Annotated in this window: 20 protein-coding genes; 13 read left to right on the top strand and 7 right to left on the bottom strand. The window is 51.8% G+C overall.

Annotation, left to right across the window (positions count from 1 at the left end):
- Positions 1-143: 143 nt before the first annotated feature.
- On the top strand, positions 144-272 hold the full coding sequence (mntS, locus tag NNO08_RS07805; protein ID WP_137384317.1) for a manganase accumulation protein MntS: 129 nt from the start codon (positions 144-146) through the stop codon (positions 270-272).
- Between the two features lie 275 nt (positions 273-547).
- Positions 548-2,128: a phosphoethanolamine transferase gene (locus NNO08_RS07800; RefSeq protein WP_271449738.1), complete on the top strand. Its 1,581-nt coding sequence runs from the start codon at positions 548-550 to the stop codon at positions 2,126-2,128.
- 154 nt (positions 2,129-2,282) lie between these two features.
- On the opposite strand, the gene ompX is transcribed toward NNO08_RS07800, so the two are convergent.
- Complete coding sequence (ompX, locus tag NNO08_RS07795; protein ID WP_048212190.1) at positions 2,283-2,798, bottom strand: outer membrane protein OmpX; 516 nt, start codon at positions 2,796-2,798, stop codon at positions 2,283-2,285.
- A 410-nt stretch (positions 2,799-3,208) separates the two neighbouring features.
- Between ompX and rhtA the strand changes: the two genes are divergently transcribed.
- The 6 genes from rhtA to ybiO all read left to right on the top strand — a co-directional run bounded on the left by rhtA (position 3,209) and on the right by ybiO (position 9,884).
- Positions 3,209-4,096, top strand: coding sequence for a threonine/homoserine exporter RhtA (rhtA, locus tag NNO08_RS07790; protein ID WP_271442741.1), 888 nt, complete (start codon positions 3,209-3,211; stop codon positions 4,094-4,096).
- Between the two features lie 303 nt (positions 4,097-4,399).
- Positions 4,400-4,903, top strand: a complete 504-nt coding sequence (gene dps, locus NNO08_RS07785; RefSeq protein ID WP_005123679.1) for a DNA starvation/stationary phase protection protein Dps — start codon at positions 4,400-4,402, stop codon at positions 4,901-4,903.
- A 364-nt stretch (positions 4,904-5,267) separates the two neighbouring features.
- Complete coding sequence (gene glnH, locus NNO08_RS07780; protein WP_271456484.1) at positions 5,268-6,014, top strand: glutamine ABC transporter substrate-binding protein GlnH; 747 nt, start codon at positions 5,268-5,270, stop codon at positions 6,012-6,014.
- A gap of 133 nt (positions 6,015-6,147) precedes the next feature.
- Positions 6,148-6,807: a glutamine ABC transporter permease GlnP gene (glnP, locus tag NNO08_RS07775; RefSeq protein ID WP_005123684.1), complete on the top strand. Its 660-nt coding sequence runs from the start codon at positions 6,148-6,150 to the stop codon at positions 6,805-6,807.
- A complete protein-coding gene (gene glnQ, locus NNO08_RS07770) occupies positions 6,804-7,526 on the top strand; it encodes a glutamine ABC transporter ATP-binding protein GlnQ (RefSeq protein ID WP_271441272.1) in 723 nt (240 codons plus the stop codon). Before glnP ends, glnQ begins: the two co-directional genes overlap by 4 nt.
- A gap of 120 nt (positions 7,527-7,646) precedes the next feature.
- Positions 7,647-9,884 carry a mechanosensitive channel protein gene (gene ybiO / locus NNO08_RS07765; protein WP_271456483.1) on the top strand — a complete coding sequence of 746 codons (2,238 nt, stop codon included), beginning with the start codon at positions 7,647-7,649 and terminating at the stop codon, positions 9,882-9,884.
- Here ybiO and rlmF read toward each other — a convergent pair.
- A complete protein-coding gene (gene rlmF / locus NNO08_RS07760; protein ID WP_271456482.1) occupies positions 9,881-10,807 on the bottom strand; it encodes a 23S rRNA (adenine(1618)-N(6))-methyltransferase RlmF in 927 nt (308 codons plus the stop codon). The two genes, ybiO and rlmF, sit on opposite strands and share 4 nt — an antisense overlap.
- A 200-nt stretch (positions 10,808-11,007) precedes the next feature.
- On the opposite strand from rlmF, the gene mcbA reads away from it, so the two are divergent.
- The 5 genes from mcbA to ybiJ all read left to right on the top strand — a co-directional run bounded on the left by mcbA (position 11,008) and on the right by ybiJ (position 15,484).
- Positions 11,008-11,268, top strand: coding sequence for a DUF1471 family periplasmic protein McbA (mcbA, locus tag NNO08_RS07755; RefSeq protein ID WP_137384321.1), 261 nt, complete (start codon positions 11,008-11,010; stop codon positions 11,266-11,268).
- Positions 11,269-11,559: 291 nt separating this feature from the next.
- Complete coding sequence (locus tag NNO08_RS07750; protein ID WP_271456481.1) at positions 11,560-13,845, top strand: catecholate siderophore receptor Fiu; 2,286 nt, start codon at positions 11,560-11,562, stop codon at positions 13,843-13,845.
- Positions 13,846-13,888: 43 nt separating this feature from the next.
- Positions 13,889-14,566: a PKHD-type hydroxylase YbiX gene (gene ybiX / locus NNO08_RS07745; protein WP_271456480.1), complete on the top strand. Its 678-nt coding sequence runs from the start codon at positions 13,889-13,891 to the stop codon at positions 14,564-14,566.
- Between the two features lie 89 nt (positions 14,567-14,655).
- Positions 14,656-14,922 carry a DksA/TraR family C4-type zinc finger protein gene (locus NNO08_RS07740; RefSeq protein ID WP_271456479.1) on the top strand — a complete coding sequence of 89 codons (267 nt, stop codon included), beginning with the start codon at positions 14,656-14,658 and terminating at the stop codon, positions 14,920-14,922.
- Between the two features lie 301 nt (positions 14,923-15,223).
- Positions 15,224-15,484 (top strand): DUF1471 family protein YbiJ, encoded by a 261-nt coding sequence (gene ybiJ, locus NNO08_RS07735; protein WP_048212199.1) that lies wholly within the window; start codon positions 15,224-15,226, stop codon positions 15,482-15,484.
- Between the two features lie 96 nt (positions 15,485-15,580).
- Here the strand turns inward: ybiJ and NNO08_RS07730 are convergent, their stop codons facing one another.
- The 5 genes from NNO08_RS07730 to pcaB form a co-directional block, all read right to left on the bottom strand.
- Positions 15,581-16,666 carry a malate/lactate/ureidoglycolate dehydrogenase gene (locus tag NNO08_RS07730; protein WP_271456478.1) on the bottom strand — a complete coding sequence of 362 codons (1,086 nt, stop codon included), beginning with the start codon at positions 16,664-16,666 and terminating at the stop codon, positions 15,581-15,583.
- 171 nt (positions 16,667-16,837) lie between these two features.
- On the bottom strand, positions 16,838-17,806 hold the full coding sequence (ybiB, locus tag NNO08_RS07725) for a DNA-binding protein YbiB (protein WP_271441266.1): 969 nt from the start codon (positions 17,804-17,806) through the stop codon (positions 16,838-16,840).
- Positions 17,807-17,835: 29 nt separating this feature from the next.
- On the bottom strand, positions 17,836-19,986 hold the full coding sequence (gene dinG, locus NNO08_RS07720; protein ID WP_137384326.1) for an ATP-dependent DNA helicase DinG: 2,151 nt from the start codon (positions 19,984-19,986) through the stop codon (positions 17,836-17,838).
- A 208-nt stretch (positions 19,987-20,194) separates the two neighbouring features.
- Entirely contained in the window at positions 20,195-21,616 is a 1,422-nt protein-coding gene (locus tag NNO08_RS07715; protein ID WP_271449718.1) for a DASS family sodium-coupled anion symporter, read from the bottom strand.
- Between the two features lie 33 nt (positions 21,617-21,649).
- Positions 21,650-23,002: a 3-carboxy-cis,cis-muconate cycloisomerase gene (pcaB, locus tag NNO08_RS07710; protein ID WP_271456477.1), complete on the bottom strand. Its 1,353-nt coding sequence runs from the start codon at positions 23,000-23,002 to the stop codon at positions 21,650-21,652.
- Positions 23,003-23,128: the final 126 nt, after the last annotated feature.

The following is a 23,128-nucleotide window of genomic DNA, read 5'->3' as shown; positions in this document are numbered from 1 at the left end:
AGAACGCTCATTGTAAACCAGAGTTGCGCGGGCACAAAAAATTAACGTTTTAGCAATAGCTATATAATATAGCCTGTGCTATATCTGTATATAATAAAGACATCCCTCAAGGACTGATGGGATCGTGAAGTCAGGAGGTTTGTATGAATGAATTTAAGAGGTGTATACGCGTGTTTAGCCACTCTCCCTTTAAAGTACGGTTGATGCTGATCTCAATGCTGTGTGACATGATTAACGGCAAACCAGAGCAGGATAAACCCTCAGCAAAATAATGCGGCGTCGCGGTACGCCGCTTCATTTTTTTGTCGTAACCTGATTACGGTGATCGGTTTCGTCCAAATAACCCTTCTTTTTGTCTGTTTTGCAGTTGCCCTCTCAAAACAATTTCTTTGTAGTAGTTGACCTTCTCATGCACACACTCTATCTTTTCGCAGCCCTGCATATATTGCGGCTCGCGGATGCGGACCCATTCCCTCTTCTCGCTCTCTCAGGCAGGCATGACCCTTTGCGCCAGGGGTAGCACATGGCGTTTTTGCAACAGTGGCATATGAATTTAACCCTCAAAGATTCACTTATTGCTCGTAGCCGGGCTATTAGTCCGTGGACTGGCTTTTATTTTTTACAGTCTCTGCTGATCAACCTCGCGCTGGGCTACCCACTAAGCCTTCTTTATAGCGTTGCCTTTACCTGTGTATTGATGCTGTTGTGGCGTACTGCGCCGCGCGCGCAAAAAACGCTGATTGGCATCTGTTCACTGATTGCAGCGATGTATTTCCCATTCGGCCAGGCTTACGGCTCGCCAAACTTCAATACGTTGTTGGCGCTGCACTCGACCAACATGGAAGAGTCGACCGAAATCCTGACCATCTTCCCCTGGTACAATTACCTGGTTGGCGTGTTTATTTTTGCGCTCGGCGTTATCGCCGTACGGCGTAAAAAAGACGAGCAGAAACGTCGCTGGAACAAGTACGACAGCCTGTGTTTGCTGTTTAGCATCGTTGCATTCTTTGTTACTCCGGTACAAAACCTGGCATGGGGCGGCGTTTTCAAGTTAAAAGATACCGGTTACCCGGTTTTCCGCTTTGCCAAGGACGTTATCGTCAACAATAACGAAGTGCTCGACGAGCAAGAGCGCATGGCAAAGCTGTCGAGCGTGAAAGACAGCTGGACAGTCACCGGAGTGAAGCCGAAATATCACACCTATGTTGTGGTCATCGGTGAAAGTGCCCGACGCGATGCGTTAGGCGCGTTTGGCGGTCACTGGGATAACACGCCGTTTTCCAGCACCGTTAATGGCTACATTTTTACTGATTACATTGCTGCCAGCGGCTCCACGCAAAAATCGCTCGGCTTAACGCTAAACCGGGTCGTCGATAATAAGCCTCAGTTCCAGGATAACTTTGTCACGCTGGCCAACCGCGCGGGGTTCCAGACGTGGTGGTTTTCCAATCAGGGGCAGATCGGTGAATACGATACGGCAATAGCCAGCATCGCGAAACGGGCCGACGAAGTGCACTTCCTGAAAAACGGTGACTTCGAAGCCGATAAAAACACCCGTGATGAAGCCTTGTTGAAAATGACCGCTCAGGTGCTGGCTACCGAACGCACCCAGCCGCAACTGATTGTGCTGCATTTAATGGGTTCTCACCCGCAGGCCTGCGATCGTACTCAAGGGAAATATGACACGTTCGTCCAGTCGAAAGAGACCTCCTGTTATCTGTACACCATGACGCAAACCGACGATCTGCTGCGCCAGCTTTACGAGCAGTTGCGTAACAGCGGCAGTAGCTTCTCCATGGTCTATTTCTCCGATCATGGCCTCGCCTTTAAAGAGCGTGGAAAAGAGGTGCAGTACCTTGCCCATGACGACCAGTTCCAGCAGAACTTCCAGGTCCCCTTTATGGTACTGTCCAGCGATGACAAAGCGCATCGGGTGATTAAAGCCCGCCGCTCGGCGAATGATTTCCTGAGTTTTTTCTCACAGTGGACGGGGATCAGCGCGAAGGAAATTACCAACAGCTACCGCTTTATCTCTGAGAAAAAAGCTGGGCCAGTGTATATCACCAACTTTAAATTGCAGAAGGTGGACTACAACCATTTGGGCACTGATATCTTCGAGACCAAATAGTCCCCTTCCAGGCCGGATAAGGCATTTAGCCGCTACCCGGCACGAAATAATGTCTGATGCGCTGCGCTTATCAGGCCTGCAACGACACGCCTTCCTGTATTACAGGCAAAAAAAATCCGCCCCAGAAGGCGGATTTTTTATATCACCGAAGTGATTAGAAGCGGTAACCAACACCCGCGATCCAGGTACCTACGTCAACGCTACGAATACGGCTCTGCTCGTAAGAGAAGTCCAGAGCAACGTTTTCGATCGGGTTGAACTGCACACCGGCACCGTAAGAGAAACCGTAGTCGCTGGTGTCGTGTTTGTCAGCAGGCGTTGCTGCATCCTGGAATTTACCGTAGCCAACACCTACAACACCGTAGACGCTTGCCCAGTCATTCAGACGGTAAGCCGGACCTGCAGTGATGCCGTAGTATTGGGTTTTGTTGTAATCACCAAACGAGTCGGTACGATCTTTTTCAGTGTAAGTGAAGGAACCGATCACGCCCAGCGGGCTGTTGTCCTGCTCATAACGATACTTCAGGTTGAAACCGTTCATTTTGTTCGCTGCGCCCTGAGCATCGCTCTGAGCGTAACCACCAGTAACGGTAGAAGTAGCAGCTACAGCGGTACCTGCGGAGAAAGCCAGAACAGCGGCCAGTGCTGAAAGACATGCAATTTTTTTCATAACCACCTCAAATGTGCTTCAAGTAAATCTTAAGTTTTAAATATACCAAAAACTGATGGGAAACTCTTTGCGATTCGCGATGTCTAACGGAGCTTTTCATGTAACAGAACATTTCAGAAACCCGCTATCTCTTTCAATTAACATCACTTTTCTAATGATTTATGCCATTATTGCGCGCACAACACGGCACATTCATCCAGATGATTCCAAATCGCGCAGATTATTAATCCATCGTTTTCATGCCATTGTACGGATCTCAGTAATTTTTTTTTCAACGAATACTCAACCAGCCGAGCGTATTTCCATTACACTCGCTGTTTTACTTTTCTATACACAAACTCACGCGCATCGCAGCAAATCTGCGGCGTCCTGTGGGGAAGGTGTGTAACCATCATTTGACAGGAGAAAGGATGCCGGGGTCGTCACGTAAAGCGCCAGTCTGGTTGCCTATTTTGGTTTTGCTGATAGCTATGTCCTCTATTCAAAGCGGCGCATCGCTGGCGAAATCGCTGTTCCCTCTCGTCGGTGCGCCAGGCGTTACTGCCCTGCGCCTCGCTCTGGGAACGCTCATCCTTATTGCATTCTTTAAACCCTGGCGTTTACGTTTTGCCAAAGAGCAACGTCTTCCCCTGCTGTTTTATGGTTTGTCTCTGGGTGGGATGAACTATCTCTTTTACCTGTCAATTCAGACTGTACCGCTAGGTATTGCCGTAGCACTGGAGTTTACCGGCCCGCTTGCAGTGGCGTTATTTTCCTCCCGACGCCCGGTAGATTTTATTTGGGTTGCGCTGGCCGTACTCGGACTTTGGTTCCTGCTGCCGTTAGGCCAGGACGTTTCTCACGTTGATTTAACCGGTGCCGCGCTGGCATTGGGGGCTGGTGCCTGCTGGGCTATCTATATTCTTACCGGGCAACGCGCAGGCGCAGAACATGGTCCGGCAACGGTCGCAGTAGGTTCATTAATCGCAGCGCTGGTTTTTGTGCCGATTGGCGTCATTCAGGCAGGTGATGCGCTGTGGCACTGGTCTATTCTCCCGTTGGGCTTAGCGGTAGCGGTCCTCTCAACTGCGCTTCCCTATTCGCTGGAAATGATCGCATTAACGCGACTGCCTACACGTACCTTTGGGACACTGATGAGTATGGAGCCCGCACTGGCGGCGGTGTCTGGGATGATTTTCCTCGGTGAAACGCTGACGCTTGTCCAGACGCTGGCTCTGGGAGCGATTATTGCTGCGTCAATGGGCTCTACGCTCACCATCCGCAAAGACCCACAAATTAAGCAAGTTGACGTGAATTAACCTGCCAATATTCTGCATGGTTTGCATAATCATGCAGAATATCTTGTTATATATCCCCACTATTATTATCGCCCTTTACTTCCCCGTTGAAGCACGCTATTTATGCTGAGGCATAGCATTAACACAATAATAACATTCCACTGCACCAAAATAACTTATCATATTGATTTATAATCATATTTTATATTTTCATTCGCCTCACTATTAAAGTGATAGGTAACACCGGAAAAATAAAACTGAAATTAGCGCTATACTTATCCTCGTTGAAGATTTGGGACGTAAACATCAAGAGGATATGAAATTATGAGTACCGCAAAACTGGTAAAAACAAAAGCATCTGCCCTCCTTTATACCCGCAACGATGTAACAGACAGCGATAAAAAAGCGACCGTTGAACTGCTGAATCAGCAGGTGATCCAATTCATCGACCTGTCACTGATCACCAAACAGGCACACTGGAATATGCGCGGCGCAAACTTTATTGCCGTACATGAAATGCTGGATGGTTTCCGGACTGCACTGACCGATCACCTTGATACCATGGCTGAGCGTGCCGTACAGTTAGGCGGTGTTGCACTGGGGACAACTCAGGTTATTAACAGCAAAACGCCACTGAAAAGCTACCCACTGGATATCCATAACGTACAGGACCACTTAAAAGAGCTGGCTGAACGTTATGCCGTGGTTGCTAACAGCGTACGTAAAGCGATAAGCGAAGCAAAAGACGAGGATACAGCAGATATCTTCACTGCGGCTTCCCGTGACCTCGACAAATTCTTGTGGTTTATCGAAGCGAATATCGAATAACAGACATATAAGAAATACCTATATTACCCTCGCATTTGCGGGGGTTTTGCACTTCTATGGTGCATAACATTGATCGTTCGTCACTCCAAAGTAAATTATTTGTAATAATCACTTCACACAATCGTTAACGAAAGATTGTTTTATCAACAATTTTTACGCTAAATAGTCATACCGTTTGCACCACGCCCGTCACGCACCAAATGGGTGCCCTGAAACGGTGCAACCAGCCCGCTTTGCCCTACTTATTGTGCAACAAAATGAGACACCCTCTTTTTAAAACAATGAGTTGCAAAATTGGCACGATTTTTTCATTAAGCCATATGTTCTCGCAGGGGATCGCCCCGTGGATATAAAAGGAAATCCTATGAAGTCTGTATTAAAAGTTTCACTGGCTGCACTTACCCTGGCTTTTGCGGTGTCCTCCCATGCCGCAGATAAGAAACTCGTTGTCGCAACCGACACCGCCTTTGTTCCCTTTGAATTCAAACAGGGCGACAAATACGTTGGTTTTGATGTGGATCTGTGGGCTGCCGTCGCTAAAGAATTAAAACTGGATTATGAACTGAAACCTATGGATTTCAGCGGCATCATCCCGGCCCTGCAAACTAAAAACGTCGATTTGGCGCTGGCAGGTATCACCATTACCGAAGAGCGTAAAAAAGCCATCGACTTCTCTGACGGCTACTACAAAAGCGGCCTGTTAGTGATGGTCAAAGCGAACAATAACGATGTGAAAAGCGTAAAAGATCTGGACGGTAAAGTCGTCGCAGTGAAAAGCGGTACCGGCTCAGTGGATTACGCAAAAGCGAACATCAAAACCAAAGACCTGCGTCAGTTCCCGAACATTGATAACGCGTATATGGAGCTGGGTACCAACCGCGCAGACGCGGTACTGCACGATACACCAAACATTCTGTACTTCATCAAAACTGCCGGCAACGGTCAGTTCAAAGCTGTAGGTGATTCCCTGGAAGCCCAGCAGTACGGTATCGCCTTCCCGAAAGGCAGCGATGCACTGCGTGAGAAAGTGAACGGCGCGCTGAAAACGCTGAAAGAGAACGGCACTTACAACGAAATCTACAAAAAATGGTTCGGTACTGAACCTAAATAATAACCTACAGCGTAACCCCGGTAGCGTGATGCTTACCGGGTCTACGCCAGCATTATTGAGACCTGTAAGCCGGATAAATACATCCGGTAAAACAGGCATTTGACTATTTTCACCACGGTAACAGGAACGACATATGCAGTTTGACTGGAGTGCCATCTGGCCCGCCATCCCACTTTTGATAGAAGGCGCCAAAATGACCCTGTGGATTTCAATCCTCGGTCTGGCCGGCGGTCTGATTATCGGGCTTGCAGCAGGTTTTGCGCGTACCTTCGGCGGTTGGATAGCCAACCACGTCGCGCTGGTCTTTATCGAGGTCATCCGCGGTACGCCAATCGTTGTACAGGTCATGTTTATCTACTTCGCCCTGCCAATGGCGTTTAACGATTTACGTATTGACCCCTTCAGTGCCGCTGTTGTCACCATCATGATTAACTCCGGTGCCTATATCGCAGAAATCACGCGCGGTGCGGTACTCTCAATCCATAAAGGATTCAGCGAGGCTGGCCTGGCGCTTGGGCTTTCACGCACGGAGACCATCCGCCACGTTATTTTACCTCTTGCGCTGCGTCGTATGCTGCCACCGCTGGGCAACCAGTGGATCATCAGCATCAAAGATACCTCGCTGTTTATCGTCATTGGCGTCGCGGAACTGACGCGTCAGGGTCAGGAAATCATTGCTGGTAACTTCCGCGCGCTGGAAATCTGGAGCGCCGTTGCGGTGTTCTACTTGATCATTACGCTGGTGCTGAGCTTCATTCTGCGTCGTCTGGAAAGAAGGATGAAAATCCTGTGATTGAATTTAAAAACGTTTCTAAGCACTTTGGTCCAACCCAGGTGCTACACAACATCGATCTGAATATTAAACAAGGTGAAGTTGTGGTGATTATCGGGCCATCTGGCTCCGGTAAATCTACACTGCTGCGTTGCATTAACAAGCTGGAAGAAATTACCTCCGGTGACCTGATTGTTGATGGTCTGAAAGTCAACGATCCCAAGGTCGATGAACGGTTAATCCGCCAGGAAGCCGGGATGGTATTTCAGCAGTTCTATCTGTTCCCCCATCTGACTGCGCTGGAAAACGTCATGTTTGGCCCTCTACGCGTACGCGGGGCGAAAAAAGAACAGGCTGAAAAACTGGCCAAAGAGCTGCTGGCAAAAGTCGGTCTGGCCGAGCGTGCCCACCACTACCCTTCTGAGCTTTCCGGCGGTCAGCAGCAGCGTGTTGCCATTGCCCGTGCGCTGGCGGTGAAGCCGAAAATGATGCTGTTTGACGAGCCAACCTCGGCACTGGACCCGGAACTGCGTCATGAGGTTCTGAAAGTCATGCAGGACCTGGCAGAAGAAGGGATGACCATGGTGATTGTGACTCACGAAATTGGCTTCGCCGAAAAAGTAGCCTCACGCCTGATTTTCATCGATAAAGGACGTATTGCCGAAGATGGTAATCCGCAAGCCCTGATTGAAAATCCACCCAGCCAGCGTTTGCAGGAATTTTTACAGCACGTTTCCTGATGCCTGATACCTCCCTTCAGCCGGAAGGGAGGTTTTTCACCAGAATCCTCTCATTTCAATCCTCTCCCGCCCTGACATCTATACTTATCCTTTTGAATTTATTTTCTCATGGGAGGAGTGATGCGCTGGTTCCTGTTCATCTTCTTTTGTCTTCTGAGCATGCCGACTCACGCGGTGACGATACCCGGCGTTCCCTCCTCTGACTCAACCAGTCCGCAAGCTGAGCCCACGACAGAACCCGATATTGAACAAAAAAAGGCGGCCTATGGCGCGCTGGCAGATGTGCTGGAAAATGAGACCTCACGCCAGGAGCTGATCGGTCAATTGCGTAAAGTGGCGACCACGCCACCACCCGAACCGGTACCCACCATTGTCCCGCCGACGTTAACGGAAGAAAAAACGGTGCTGGAGAATGTCACGGATGTCAGCCGTCATTATGGTGAGGCTCTCTCAAGCCGTTTTGCCCAGCTGTATCGCAACATCACTGACGCCCCCCATAAAACCTTTAATCTGCAAACGTTCACGAATGCCCTGACCCATTTCCTTATGCTGGCGGCATCTGTTTTTGGCTTTTACTGGCTGATACGGCTTTGTGCACTTCCGCTGTATCGCAAAATGGGGCAATGGGCGCGACGGAAAAACCGCGAGCGCAGTAACTGGTTACAGCTTCCCGCCATGATCGTTGGCGCGTTCATTGTCGATTTACTGCTGCTGGCGCTCACCCTGTTTGTCGGGCAGATATTGAGTGATCGAATGAATGCCGGTAGCCGCACGATTGCATTCCAGCAGAGCTTGTTTCTCAATGCCTTCGCACTGATTGAATTTTTTAAGGCCATTTTGCGCCTGATTTTTTGCCCGGCGGTGACAGAGCTACGACCATTTAACATTCAGGATGCAGGCGCACGCTACTGGAACCGGCGTCTGAGTTCATTAAGCAGTCTGATTGGTTACGGGCTTATTGTGGCGGTCCCCATTATCTCGAATCAGGTCAACGTACAGGTCGGCGCAATGGCTAACGTCATCATCATGCTGTGTATCACGCTGTGGGCGCTGTACCTGATTTTCAGAAACAAGAATGAGATTACCCAGCACTTGCAGAATCTTGCCGAACGCTCTTTAGCTTTCTTTAGCCTGTTTATCCGTGCTTTTGCGCTGGTCTGGCATTGGCTGGCCAGCGCCTATTTCATTGTGTTGTTCTTCTTCTCACTCTTTGATCCGGGCAATAGTCTGAAATTCATGATGGGCGCTACGCTGCGCAGTCTGGTGATCATCGGGATCGCCGCCTTTGTTTCCGGCATGTTTTCCCGCTGGATAGCCAAAACGATTACCCTTTCGCCGCACACGCAGCGCAGCTATCCGGAATTACAAAAGCGGCTAAATGGCTGGCTGTCAACGGCGTTAAGCGTGGCCAGGATACTGACAGTGTGTGTCGCCGTTATGTTGCTACTCAACGCCTGGGGACTGTTCGACTTCTGGAACTGGCTGCATTACGGCGCGGGCGAAAAAACGGTCGATATTCTGATCCGGATCGCACTGATTCTCTTCTTCTCAGCTATCGGCTGGACGATCCTTGCCAGCCTGATTGAAAACCGCCTGGCTTCAGATATTCACGGTCGTCCGCTGCCCAGTGCGCGGACTCGCACGTTGTTGACGTTATTTCGCAACGCGCTGGCAGTGATCATCAGTACCATCACGATCATGATTGTGTTGTCAGAGATTGGCGTCAATATCGCCCCATTACTGGCCGGGGCCGGCGCGCTGGGGCTGGCGATCTCATTCGGATCACAGACACTGGTGAAGGATATTATTACTGGGATATTTATCCAGTTTGAAAACGGCATGAATACCGGCGATCTGGTCACTATCGGCCCGTTAACCGGCACGGTCGAACGCATGTCGATCCGCTCTGTTGGCGTACGCCAGGACACAGGGGCATACCACATCATCCCGTGGTCCTCGATAACAACCTTCGCCAACTTCGTCCGTGGGATCGGATCGGTCGTTGCGAATTACGACGTCGACCGTCATGAAGATGCGGATAAAGCCAATCAGGCGCTGAAGGATGCGGTCGCTGCGGTGATGGAAAAGGATGATATTCGTGGGCTTATCATTGGCGAGCCGTCGTTTGCCGGGATTGTCGGTTTGACCAATACGGCATTCACCTTACGGGTCTCGTTTACCACCCTGCCGCTGAAGCAGTGGACGGTACGTTTTGCGCTCGACAGCGAGGTGAAAAAACACTTCGATCTGGCCAACGTGCGCCCCCCGGTACAGACCTATCAGGTACTGCCTGCACCGGTGTCAGGCCCGCAATCAACGGCAGCAGAACCGCTGCCGCCGAGCGAGCCCACGATTTAGCGTTGACGCGCCATAAAACGACGACGCTGATCGTTATCCATAAAGGTCCAGGCAATAAAGCGACTCTGCTTTTGCCCCTGGGCCATCTCTTTTTTAACCACTTTCACCGCGCCAGCATCGGTTAACGCATGGTACAACGGAGGCAGATTCTCACCCCGTGATACCAGAGTGGTAAACCACATCACCTGACGACCAAAGGCCTGACTTTCTGCGATCATTTTCTTGATGAACGCCACTTCCCCCCCTTCGCACCACAGTTCCTGCTGCTGGCCGCCAAAGTTCAGCGCATCATCTTTGTCTTGCCCCAGATTGCGGCGTTTGCGCTCGCTTCCGGCACGGGCAGAGGCAGCAGAATCATGGAATGGCGGATTACACAACGTGGCTTCGTACTGCTCATTCTTGTGAATAATGCCGTTGAAGATAGCCGAAGCATCTTTCTGACGACGCAGACGAATCGCCCGGGTTAAGCCGGGATTGCCATTGATGATTGCCTGAGCGCTGCTAAACGCTTCACTACTGGTTTCGCTGCCGGTAAAACGCCAGCCGTATTCATGCACGCCGATCAGTGGATAAATGCAGTTCGCCCCTACCCCAACATCCAGCACGCTGGCATTTGCAGGGATGGTTCCGGTGGTTTCACCCAACAGGTCGGCCAGATGGTGAATGTAGTCCGCACGACCCGGAACCGGCGGGCACAGGAAACCTTCCGGGATATCCCAGTTTGCCACCGCATAATAATGCGCCAGCAGTGCTTTATTGAGCGCCTTAACTGCCTGCGGATTCGCGAAATCAACACTCTGCTCGCCGCCTGGCGTGAGGATGAGATATTGCGTCAGCTCGGGGGTAACCTGGCATAACGTCGCAAGATCATAACGGCCATTGTGGCGGTTGCGTGGATGTAATCCCGGTTTCTGGGGGGGCATAGCATTCTCCTTTTAACAGCGGCGTAAGATACCCGCATAACGCCACGGGGTAAACATACACTGCAGGGAAATTTCATTTTTTATGCGAATGGCATCGTTCAAAAAACAGCCTGTTGTTGGTCGATTTTTTGCGGCAAATGCCCTGCAATGACGACCTAAACTTATCAGGCACGATCTGTTGTTTCTCAGAGGATATCATCATGAAGAAATGCCTCACATTCCTTGCCGCTACCGTACTTACCGGCATGACATTTGCGACTTTTGCTGCACAGCCCAATACCAGTCCTGCCACCGGTCCACTACAAGCCTCCGGTACGATTTCCGTGAGCGGAGCATCAAGCCTGGATGACCTTGAAGGTAAGCTGGCAGAAAAAGCGAAAGAGCAAGGCGCGAAAGGCTTTGTGGTTAATTCCGCTGGCGGTAAAAATCAGATGTACGGTACAGCAACTATCTATAAGTAACTCTCCCTCAGCTCAACTGCATTCGCCCTGAATGCAGTTTGCTGTCCTTTCTTTCTGAAATCCCCTGCATGAACTGTAACCACCATGTTGGAATTTTGAGTTCAATGTAAATAAATGTATTTATTTTTGAAGTAATGAATGCTAAAACGTCGCTCTTATTGATAATGCTTATCAAAATTATTATCAATTACGCACTTCATTCAGGCGAGACCTGCAGGGTATAACGTCCACAGAGATGTCCCTTCGTTTGAGTGAAACCTTCTAATCAATAATAATAAGTCATTCATTAACATGGATAAAAATCGCAATCTGCCGTCTAGTAGTTTTCACTCGCTCACCTTCTTTGCCGGCCTGTGTATTGGCCTGTCTCCTGTAGCCCAGGCCGTCGCCGCAGGCTCACAAGAGACAAAGCAGGAAGATACGCTGGTCGTTGAAGCAGCTAAGCCCTCGCTGTATGCCCCAACGCACTCTGCCGACCCGAAGTTCTCTCGTCCGGTGGCTGATACCACTCGCACCATGACGGTGATTTCTGAGCAGGTTATTAAAGATCAGGGAGCAACCAATCTTACTGATGCGTTGAAAAACGTGCCGGGAGTTGGCGCATTTTTTGCGGGTGAAAATGGTAACTCCACCACCGGCGATGCGGTGTATATGCGCGGTGCTGACACCTCAAACAGCATTTATATCGACGGTATTCGTGATATTGGTAGCGTCACGCGTGACACCTTCAATACGGAACAGGTTGAAGTGATTAAAGGGCCTTCCGGCACCGACTATGGTCGCAGTGCCCCCACAGGCTCCATCAATATGATCAGCAAGCAGCCGCGCACCGATTCAGGTATTGATGCCTCAGCCAGCGTCGGTAGCGCCTGGTTCCGCCGGGGAACACTGGATATCAATCAGGTCATCGGTGACACCACCGCGGCACGCTTAAACCTGATGGGTGAGAAAACGCATGATGCCGGACGCGATAACATTAAAAACGAACGCTACGGCGTGGCCCCCTCTATTGCCTTTGGTTTAGGCACCGAAAACCGACTGTATCTGAACTATCTACACGTCACCCAGCACAACACACCGGACGGAGGAATTCCGACGATTGGTCTGCCTGGCTACTCAGCGCCGTCTGCTGGAACATCGGCCCTGAACCATTCAGGAAAAGTAGATACGCATAATTTCTATGGTACCGACTCCGATTACGACGACTCGACGACCGATACCGCGACAATGCGTTTCGAGCATGACCTGAGTGACAGCACGACCCTGCGTAACACCACGCGCTGGTCGCGCATTAAACAGGATTATCTGATGACCGCGGTCATGGGCGGCGCATCAAACATCACGCAGCCAACCCGCAACGTCGATACCTGGAGCTGGTCACGGGTGGCGAATACCAAAGATGTGAGCAACAAAATCCTCACCAACCAGACCAACCTGACGTCAAAATTTTATACCGGTGCGGTCGGACATGACATCAGTACCGGCGTGGAGTTGACCCGTGAAACACAGACCAACTATGGCGTAGCGCCACTCACACCGCCACCGGTCAATATTTACTCACCGAACAGCAACGTAAACATTGGCGGATTATCCCGTAATGGCGCCAACGCCAACGGCCAGACCGATACCTTCGGTATTTACGCCTTCGATACGCTGCAAATTACGCGTGATATTGAACTGAACGGTGGTATTCGTCTGGATAACTACCGTACCCAGTATGACAGTGCAACCGCGTGCGGCGCTTCTGGTCGCGGTGCCGTCGCATGCCCAACGGGCGCTGCCAAAGGTTCTCCGGTCACCACCGTCGACACCGCGAAATCCGGTAATCTGGTGAACTGGAAAGCAGGTGCACTGTACCATTTGACCGAGAACGGCAACGTTTACATCAACTATGCGGTTTCCCAGCAACCGCCGGGCGGCAGTAATTTTGCCCTTGCTCAAAGTGGGACCGGTAACAGCGCCAACCGTACCGACTTTAAACCGCAAAAGGCAAAGACCAGCGAAATCGGGACGAAATGGGAGGTACTGGATAAACGCCTGCTGTTGACCGCCGCCGTTTTCCGCACGGATATCGAGAACGAAGTTGAACAGAACGATGACGGGACATACTCCCAGTATGGCGAAAAACGTGTTGAAGGCTACGAGCTCTCCGTGGCAGGAAATATTACCCCGGCATGGCAGGTGATTGGCGGTTATACCCAACAACGCGCCACGGTGCATAGCGGTCAAGACGTCGCGCAGGATGGTACGTCTTCCCTGCCGTATACGCCGGAACATGCCTTCACATTGTGGAGTCAGTACCAGGCCACTGATGATGTTTCCGTTGGTGCCGGTGCTCGTTACGTGGGCAGCATGCATCGCGGTTCGGACGGCGCCGTTGGGACGCCATCCTATACCGAAGGTTACTGGGTTGCGGATGCCAAGTTAGGCTATCGCGTAAACCGTAATCTCGATTTCCAGTTGAACGTCTACAACCTGTTTGACACCCAATACGTATCCTCCATTAACAAAAGTGGATACCGTTACCATCCGGGTGAGCCAAGAACCTTCCTGCTCACCGCGAATATGCATTTCTAATCCATTGCGTGGGGCGTAAGCCCCACTTTCAGGAGAAACACTGATGATGTACCACATTCCCGGCGTCCTGTCGGCGCAGGATGTCGCCTGGTTTCGCGAACAACTGGAAAGCATCGACTGGGTTGATGGCCGTGTCACAACGGGCGCTCAGGGAGCACAGGTTAAAAATAACCAGCAGGTTGACACGCGTAGCGAGCGCTATATGGCATTGCAACAAGCGGTGCAGAACGCTGTGAACAACAGTGCGTTGTTTTTCGCTGCCGCACTGCCGAAAACCCTCTCTACACCGCTGTTCAATCGTTATCAGAACAACGAAACCTACGGTTTTCACGTTGATGGTGCGGTGCGTAGCCACCCGGAAAACGGCTGGATGCGTACTGACCTTTCCGCTACCTTATTTTTAAGCCATCCCGACAGCTATGACGGTGGGGAGCTCCGGGTAAATGATACTTACGGGCAACATACGGTGAAGCTTCCGGCTGGCGATCTGGTACTTTACCCCTCCAGCAGTCTGCACTGCGTCACGCCGGTTACCCGTGGTACCCGTGTGGCATCGTTTATGTGGGTCCAGTCGATGATCCGTGATGACAAAAAACGCGCCATGCTGTTTGAACTGGATAAGAACATTCAATCACTGAAAGCGCGCCACGGAGAAAGTGCAGAGATCCTGTCGTTGCTTAATCTTTACCATAACCTGCTGCGCGAGTGGTCCGAAATCTGATACGCCTGTCGGCGCTCGTTTTTCCCCCGTCTCATTCGCTATAATTATTCTATAAACGAATTCTATAAAACGAATGACAGGAGGCACACATGGCATCCGGCTGGGCAAATGACGACGCCGTGAACGAACAGATCAACAATACGATTGAAGATGCTGTTGCCCGTGCCCGTGGCGAGTTACCCACGGGAGAAAGTCTGCATGAATGTGAAGAATGTGGCAATCCTATCCTGCAGGCGCGCCGTGAAGCGGTACCTGGCGTGCGTTTGTGCATCTCCTGCCAACAGGACAAAGATTCACATAACTCTGCATTTTCAGGATATAATCGCAGAGGTTCGAAAGACAGCCAGCTACGTTGACTCATCTTTACCAAAAGTTTCAGCGCATACGATTTCCTTTACGAGCACGCTTTTTCACTCACGGTGTAGCAAAATGTGCCGTTGTCACTTTCTCTGTAAAGCGCAATGACAAGAACTGTAAATCCCTCTTCTGAATTTATTAATATTCAATAAGTTATTTGTCATTCAATTTTTTTGATTGATGTCGTCAATTCTATTCGATTTTCTCTCACCGAAAAAAACGTGATACTTCTCACATCGACAGAACAACGTCTACTGAACAGAACATCGACTAACCGAATAAACCTGCGAGAGAAAAATCATGAAAAACATTAAATTTGCTGTTGCTGCTATCGCCCTGTCTACCCTGTCATTTGGTGTTTTCGCTGCTGAGCCGGTCACCTCCACTCAGGCACAAAGCATGAATAAAATGGGTGTGGTATCTGCTGATGGTGCCACCACGCTGGATGGCCTGGAAGCAAAACTGGCTGAAAAAGCGGCTGCTGCGGGTGCAAGTGGTTACAGCATCACCTCCGCTGTCGGCAACGACAAAATGAGCGGCACCGCGGTTATCTACAAATAACCAACAGAATTCCTGTACGACCCAATGCTCCAACCCTCATTGACCCTGTTTGTTACCCTTGTTTGCCCGTCCGCCACTGGACGGGCTTTTTTTTATCTAACGCTCAAGCCGTTGGCGAAACGCCTGCAATACCGCATCCGGCATACCGATTTGCTGTGCCGCCCCACATATCGCTTGCCAGCTTCCGGCATCAAGCGGGATACCCTGCGCCAGCCGTTCTTCACGGGTATTCACTTCCCACTCGCCCGGTAACAGGATGGGCGCATCCTCAGCATGCGGCGACGCTTTGACCCATTCAGCAAATGCCGAAACCTGATTGTCACAATCCGGGGCACCGAAGAGTGTTGGGTTAATGATGATCGTGGTCATGCAGTTAATAATGGCATCTGCACTGTTCTGCAAACTGGCTTCGTGGGTCGTTTTACCGCCAGAGAGCGCACCGCCCAGGATTTCACACATTGCCGCCAGCGCATAGCCTTTATGCTGAGCGAAGGTGAGCAGCGAGCCCAATGGTGATTCCTGCATAACAGCAGGATCGGTAGTAGGAGCCCCCAGGGCATCAATCAGACAGCCCGGCGCAACCGGCTCACCTTTGTGCCACGCCACGCGCGTTTTACCGAAAGCAATGGCGCTGGTCGCGTAGTCCAACAGCAACGGGAAATCATTTTTACGTGGAAACACAACGCAGAAAGGGTTGGTGCCAAAACGGCTATCACGACCATGGAACGGGGCAACCATCGGAATCCCCACCACATTCACAAAGTGTATAGAGACAAAGCCCGCCGCCGCACACTGCTCCGCCCAGTAGCCAATGCGTCCAATATGGTGAGAATTATGCAGTGCTACCGCAGCAATTCCGTACTGCTGAGCTTTCTCAATCCCCAGCGCGATAGCTTCATGCGCGGCTACCTGACCAAATGCGCAATCCCCATCCAGCGTAACCACTGCCCCCGCCTCTTTCACCACTTTCGCATGACGATTGATCTGCAAATGCCCCTGCGAGAATGAGCGAATGTAGCTTGGGATCATCCCGATACCATGTGAATCATGGCCGGCGAGGTTTGAGGCAATCAGATGATCGGCCACCAACTGCGCTTCCTGCTCGTCACTCCCCATCTGGCGGAAAACGGCCTGAATAAACGCATGCAGCGTTGGCGCGTGAAAGCGATGTCCACTGTTCATTGTAATCTCCTGTTGTGTTGCGTGTTTGTTGTGTTTCTTATTTTTCAACAAACTATGCTGCGCTACGGTAGCCAGGAGGTCAATAAACGTGCAGAAATTTCACGTTGCAGAGGGTGCAGGACAGGAACGACTGACGGGCCAGATGACAGGCCCGTCGGGATGAAGAAAGGGTCAGAAGCTTTGATCGACGCGAGCAAGCCCGTCTGCCAGCGTGGCGGATTCCCCGGTGGCCACCAGACAGCAAGCCATCTGAATTTTCAATGAGGCCGGTATCGGCTCGCTTCCGGCCAGACAGCGTTCTATCCAGCGGGCGGTCGTTTCCGGATCTTTTGCTACCGGCAGTGGGACTGGCTCGTCAGGCATCTCACTCTGGCGGTCCTGTAGCACACGCACTCCCGTCGGGTCTATCAGGCTAATCTGCGGGCAACGTTGCGGGTTGGCATACACTTCGCCTTCCGTTCCATGCATCAGCAGACCACGGCCGCCGATGTCGCCGAAAAATTTCGCCACTCGCGAGACATATTCGGGATGAGAAACACTGGCAAGACGCAGCGCGGCATCTTCAGCAAACGGTGTGGCCAGCTTCGCCAGCGTATGTGCACTGTTGCGAACGCCCATTCTCCAGCGCATCGCCAGTTGCGTCTCCAGCGGCGGACACAGCGCGCGCACCGGAATAAACACCGGTTCATGGCCATCCAGTTTTGCCTGTGCCTGGCCGGCATGCAGCGTGGGCATGATCCCCATCAGTTCAAAAATGGTTTCTGTCAGCACGCGGGTTGGATCTTCGCTGACGCCGTGTACCAGCACCGGGAATCCCAGTTTATGCAGTAAAATAGCCAGCAGCGGCGTCAGATTGGCTTGCTTTCGCGCGCCATTGTAACTGGGAATCACAATAGGCATGGGTTTGGCAACAGGCGGCGTCAGGCGAATGGTATGGTTTTGCATCGCTTCATAAAAGCCCAGCATCTCCGCTTCTCCCTCGCCTTTAATACGCAGCGCAATCAGCACGCCGCCCATCTCAAGGTCAGGGACATCGCCATTCAACATATGGGTATACAGTCCGCGAGCAGTATCCTGGTCCAGGTCACGCGCGTGATTTTTACCTCGCCCAATCTCTTTGATGATTTTGCGGTAATCCATCGATAACTCCTTTCCTGTTGCTCGCATCGTTAACGCCGACGGCGGCGCGTGGGTTTCGCTTTTTCTTTTGGTTTTACTATAACGTCTGGCACAGCAGGTTGCTCTATCGGAAAAATGGGTAACGCATTCAGTAAACGCTTGCCATAGTTTTTGGTCAACAACCGCTTATCGTAGATCACGACTTCACCCCAGCAGCCATGGCTACGAATGAGTCGCCCAACTTGCTGGATCAAATTGAACGACGCTGCCGGTAAGCTTTGCACCTCAAAAGGGTAGCGGTTCAGGCTTTTCAGCCACTCGCCCTCAGTGAGCACTACCGGGCTGTCGATGGGCGGAAACGCGATTTTGTGGATATGTACCTGGGTCAGCAATTCGCCTTTCAAATCCAGACCTTCGGCAAAAGATTGCAGTCCGACCAGTACGCTGCGTTCGCCGTTTTCTACCCGCTTTCGGTGTAACTCCACCAGACGATAGCGCGGCTGGTCACCCTGTACCAGCAGCAGCAAGCGCAGATCGGTAACATGCTCAAGAAAACGCTGCATCGCCCGCCCGCTGGCAAAAAGCACCAGCATGCCCTGATGCTTTTTACTTTCCAGTTGCTCGCGGAAATAGGCCGCCATTTCCGCAATATGCTGCTCTTCGTTCTCCATCAACGGTTCGTAACGCATCTTTGGAATGACGATTTTGCCTTGCTCGACATGGTTAAACGGTGAATCCAGCGCGACAAAGCGGTCTCCCGCTTTTTCTTTCAGACCGCTCATCTCCTGCAGACGCGAGAAGCTATTGAGAGAACGGAGCGTGGCAGAGGTCACAATAATATGCGGTACGCTACGCCACAGCAGTCGTTCGAGCTGATCGCTCACGCGGATCCCGACACAATGGAACCAGACATGGATCTGCCCGTCACGCACCTCGCGCGTCGCCCATTTACTCACCGGCGCGCCTGACGACTGCGCCAGCGACGCCAGGCGCCACAATTTGCTTTGCGCCTCAAACATGCCCAATGCCCGGTTCATCTGCAAAATAACCCGATGCAGACGCACGATATCGTGGGTACCGGTTTTTTCACTGAGATCGTTGAGGAACAGTTCTGCCAGGCCACGCAGCATTTCCGTCAGTTTCGCCAGTCGCTGGCAGATCTCCATTACTTCATCAGGCAGTTCTCCCATTGCAAAGCGGTGTTCCGCTTCCTGCGTGGCGGGCATATAGAGATTGAGGATGTTATTAAGTGAAGCGATCAGTTCATATAGCTCTTCACAGTGACCATTCAACCGCTCGGCGTTCGCCAGCGGCGGCGTGGTTTTCGGGCGGAACTGCTCCATGCAGGTCGCCACTAATTTGCAGAACAGGTCCAGTTGAAGTCGATACCAGGGCGCGCTGATTTCCGCACTCATCTCCAGCGCATCGCGGGCGACATCCGGCAAATGATGGCCTTCATCAAGAACTAACAGCAGGTTTTTCGGCTCTGGCAGTACGGCTTCGCTTTCCATGGCCGCCATCACCAACGCGTGGTTCGCCACCACGACTTCGGCTTCCTGAATCTCGCGGCGGGCGACAAAAAAAGGACATTCACGATAGTAGTGGCAGTTACGGTTCAGACAGCTCGCTTTATCGGTGCTCAAACGCTGCCAGAGTCCGTCGTCAATGGCGATATCAGTGTGATCGCGCAACCCGTCCCATTTATAGCTGTCGAGATCGCCTTTCAGCCTGGCGCAGCGCTTTTGTTCTTCCTGATTATTGGGTGTCAGATCATCGTCGAGAAAAGCCAGCAGATCCTGTTGATTGGGTTCGGTACTCGCCAGTGCGGCTAAATTGCGCGGGCAGACATAACGACCACGACCAAAAGCAGCGGTAAAACGCAGATCGGGGATGATTTTCCGCAGCAACGGCAGGTCTTTGCTGTAGATCTGATCCTGCAGCGCGACGTTAGCGGTACTGACCACCAACGTTTTCTGTTCTTCACGCGCAATGGCGATACCGGGGATCAGGTAAGATAACGTTTTCCCTACACCGGTCGGCGCTTCAATCGCCAGATGCCGTCCCTCTTCCCCTGCCAGCGTTTTCGCGACATCGGCAATCATCTGTCGCTGCGGTGCACGGGGAATAAAGTCGGGGATCTGTTCCTGAAGCGCCTTGTACCAGGCGGCTATTTGCGCTTTTAGCGCCGCGGTTAATGCCATGAGAAAACCTGAAATACTGTATAAACAGCCACCATTGTGGCACATTTCAGACGCTCAATGTACCTTTTTCCCCCATTCTGGAAAGCGGCTCGCAGCACCGGCCTAAACAGCCGGATGGCGGCTTACACACCTTATCCGGTCTACAATCCGGGTTCGCGCCTTATTCGGCCTACAGTGAGGGACATTGCAGGCCGAATAAGGGTGTCGGTTAATAGTACCCCAACAACTTCCACCACAGCATGCCCACGGCAAAAATGATAATCACATTCGCCGTCACCACGCAGAGGTTGATTTTGTAAAAGCGCGGACGTTCAAAATACCCCTGGGCAAAATAGATGGGACCTGGCCCACCACCGTACTCCGTATTGCCCCACATCAGGTTACTGAAGATGCCAAAACAGATAGCGACCATCATCGGCGGCGCGCCTGCTGCGATCGCCGTTGCCGCAAAAGGGGCATACAGTGCAGCAACATGCCCGGTCGCTGTGGCAAAGAGATAATGAACGTAAATATAAAGAATCCCCAGCATAATAAAGGATTCTATCGCGCCAAACCCCTGAATACCGCTGCCCAGTTTTATCGTCATCCATTTAATAAAGCCCAGATCGGCAAGTCCGGTCGCCAGACTAATAATGACGCTAAACCAAATCACCGTATCCCAGGCCGCGTGATCATTGAGCAGGCTTTTCCAACTGACTGCGCCAGAGGCGAACAGATACGCGGCCAGTCCCAGCCCGACAGAGGTCGCTGATAATCCCGTGATCAAGCTGGTGCCCCAACCAACCAACGCCAGCACAAAACCAAAGGCGACCTTTTTCTCGTTGCTGCTCATCGCACCGAGTTCACCCAGCGCCTGCTTGCCCATCGCTTTTGCTTCTGGCGTACGCTTAAGCTCAGGGTCCAGCAATTTATAGACCAGAAGCGGCATCAGGCAGAAACAGACCATCGCCGGAACCACCGCGGAAATAAACCATCCCCCCCAGGTTATCTCAACGCCTAACGAGGATTTTGCCAGACTGGCCACCAGCGGATTCGCCGCCATCCCGGTCAGGAATATCGCTCCGGTTATCGGTGTAAACTGAAAGCACACCATGGTTAAGAAATCACCGATGCGCTTGCCGGTTACTCCAGGCGCCGAGCCCAGTACGTCATTGATTGAACGGGTGATGGGAAAAATAATCCCCCCGGAGCGGGCAGTAACCGACGGCATTGCCGGGGCCATAATCAGATCGGACACCCCCAGCGAGTAAGCGATACCCAGGCTGCTGCCGCCAAAAAGCGACAGCATTTTGTACGCGATACGTTTCCCAAGCCCTGAGGTAACAAACCCCAGAGAAAGGACATAGGCGCAGAAGATAAGCCATACCGTGCCAGAAGCAAACCCGGAAAGCGCTTTTGCCTCTGGCAAGGTTTTGGTAAAAATGACCACGCAAAGCGCAATCAACATTACCGCCCCCGAAGGGAGCGGTTGGGTAAGAATAGCGGCAATGGTCGCGGCAAAAATGGCAAACATATGCCAGGCCTGAGGCGTCAGACCATCAGGTACGGGATAAAACCAAATGATCCCCCCAATGACCAGCGGTATCAGGAACGACAGAATGGATTTTCCCGCGACAGAATTCGTTGACATAAAAATATCCTTATTCCGTTAACCCGAGAACCATCATTTCTGCGACAGATATTTGGCCAGCACCTGATCGACCATTGCAGGAGCCATTCCCAGGTAATTCGCCGGGTCGGTCAGTTCTTCAATCAACTGCGGATCCAGTCGTTCAGAGACGGATGGCATCGCATTCAGCACATCCGCCAGTCGCCCCCCGTGTTCATTGACGATACGGCAGGCGTCATACACGACATCATGCGCATCCTGACGACCGATATACGGTGCCAGTCCCATCATGACCGCTTCAGCCACAATCAGTCCGTTGGTCATGCCGAGGTTACGTTTCATCGCCGCTTCATCAACCACCAGCCCCGCTAGCATAAAGTTGGCCTGATGCAACGCCCCGGCGCTGAGGACGAAACTTTCCGGGATAGCAATCCATTCCGCATGCCACGGCCCGGTCGCCCGCTCCAAATCCTGCACCATCGCATCCAGCATCAGTCCCGCTTGCTGACGTACGCCTTTCGCACAGGCCAGCATCAACTCGCTGGAAATAGGGTTACGTTTCTGCGGCATAGTACTGCTGGCTCCGCGGCCTTTGACAAACGGTTCATACAGCTCACCAAACTCGTTTGATGCCATCAGCATCACGTCATACGCAATTTTGCCCAGCGAACCGGTCATTACCGCCAGCAGGTTTACGGCTTCGGCAAAACCATCACGCGCAACGTGCCAGGTGGAGGTCGGTACATTGAGTCCCAACTCTTCCATCATGGCTTTTTGTACCGCCAGCCCTTTATCCCCCAGCGATGCCAGCGTACCGGCCGCACCCGCAAACTCGCCAACCAGTACACGCGGGCGCGCCTGGGCAAGACGTTCAGCGTGACGTTCGAACATATCCAGCCAAATAGCGACTTTATAACCAAAGGTCACTGGCAGCGCTTGCTGCAGATGGGTTCTTCCCGCCATTGGCGTATCGCGGTAACGGCGCGCGAGGTCAGCGAGCGTCGCACGAAGTTTGTCCATATCGGTTTCAATTAACGCAAACGCATCACGAATTTGCAGAACGACCGCGGTGTCCATGATGTCCTGCGTGGTTGCGCCCCAGTGCACATAGCCACCAGATTCCCCGGCTTGTTTCGAAATTTGGTGTACCAACGGCAGGATGGGATAACCCACAATCTCGGTTTCATGGCGCAGCAAATCGAAATCCAGCGTATCGGCATTACATTTCTCGGCGATTTCCTGCGCCGCAGCCTCGGGTATCACACCGCAGCGTGCCTGGGCTTTGGCTAAGGCCACTTCCACTTCCACGTATTTGCGTACCAGCTCGCGATCGTCAAACACCGCGCGCATCGCCGGTGTGCCGAAAGAATCCCTGAACAGAACAGAATCAAGTACATTCGAAGCCATAAATCCCCCTGGAAAATCTGATAATGATAAGATGCGTGTTTCGGGTCGTTTGTTGGATAAACAAAGACCGCTACATTGTCCAGACATAATCAAATGTCCGTACATTTGAATGTACGGACATTTATA

Origin of the sequence: Citrobacter sp. Igbk 17 (genome assembly GCF_028069775.1) — a bacterium.
GTDB lineage: Bacteria > Pseudomonadota > Gammaproteobacteria > Enterobacterales > Enterobacteriaceae > Citrobacter.
The sequence above is the reverse complement of the archived record's forward strand: the minus strand, read 5'-3'. Positions and strand labels throughout refer to the sequence as shown.

Bases quoted from the DNA above. Each gene is read 5' to 3' on its own strand.
- mntS (WP_137384317.1), top strand. From the start codon at position 144: ATGAATGAATTTAAGAGGTGTATACGCGTGTTTAGCCACTCTCCCTTT.
- NNO08_RS07800 (WP_271449738.1), top strand. From the start codon at position 548: ATGAATTTAACCCTCAAAGATTCACTTATTGCTCGTAGCCGGGCTATT.
- ompX (WP_048212190.1), bottom strand. From the start codon at position 2,798: ATGAAAAAAATTGCATGTCTTTCAGCACTGGCCGCTGTTCTGGCTTTC.
- rhtA (WP_271442741.1), top strand. From the start codon at position 3,209: ATGCCGGGGTCGTCACGTAAAGCGCCAGTCTGGTTGCCTATTTTGGTT.
- dps (WP_005123679.1), top strand. From the start codon at position 4,400: ATGAGTACCGCAAAACTGGTAAAAACAAAAGCATCTGCCCTCCTTTAT.
- glnH (WP_271456484.1), top strand. From the start codon at position 5,268: ATGAAGTCTGTATTAAAAGTTTCACTGGCTGCACTTACCCTGGCTTTT.
- glnP (WP_005123684.1), top strand. From the start codon at position 6,148: ATGCAGTTTGACTGGAGTGCCATCTGGCCCGCCATCCCACTTTTGATA.
- ybiO (WP_271456483.1), top strand. From the start codon at position 7,647: ATGCGCTGGTTCCTGTTCATCTTCTTTTGTCTTCTGAGCATGCCGACT.
- rlmF (WP_271456482.1), bottom strand. From the start codon at position 10,807: ATGCCCCCCCAGAAACCGGGATTACATCCACGCAACCGCCACAATGGC.
- mcbA (WP_137384321.1), top strand. From the start codon at position 11,008: ATGAAGAAATGCCTCACATTCCTTGCCGCTACCGTACTTACCGGCATG.
- NNO08_RS07750 (WP_271456481.1), top strand. From the start codon at position 11,560: ATGGATAAAAATCGCAATCTGCCGTCTAGTAGTTTTCACTCGCTCACC.
- ybiX (WP_271456480.1), top strand. From the start codon at position 13,889: ATGATGTACCACATTCCCGGCGTCCTGTCGGCGCAGGATGTCGCCTGG.
- NNO08_RS07740 (WP_271456479.1), top strand. From the start codon at position 14,656: ATGGCATCCGGCTGGGCAAATGACGACGCCGTGAACGAACAGATCAAC.
- ybiJ (WP_048212199.1), top strand. From the start codon at position 15,224: ATGAAAAACATTAAATTTGCTGTTGCTGCTATCGCCCTGTCTACCCTG.
- NNO08_RS07730 (WP_271456478.1), bottom strand. From the start codon at position 16,666: ATGAACAGTGGACATCGCTTTCACGCGCCAACGCTGCATGCGTTTATT.
- ybiB (WP_271441266.1), bottom strand. From the start codon at position 17,806: ATGGATTACCGCAAAATCATCAAAGAGATTGGGCGAGGTAAAAATCAC.
- dinG (WP_137384326.1), bottom strand. From the start codon at position 19,986: ATGGCATTAACCGCGGCGCTAAAAGCGCAAATAGCCGCCTGGTACAAG.
- NNO08_RS07715 (WP_271449718.1), bottom strand. From the start codon at position 21,616: ATGTCAACGAATTCTGTCGCGGGAAAATCCATTCTGTCGTTCCTGATA.
- pcaB (WP_271456477.1), bottom strand. From the start codon at position 23,002: ATGGCTTCGAATGTACTTGATTCTGTTCTGTTCAGGGATTCTTTCGGC.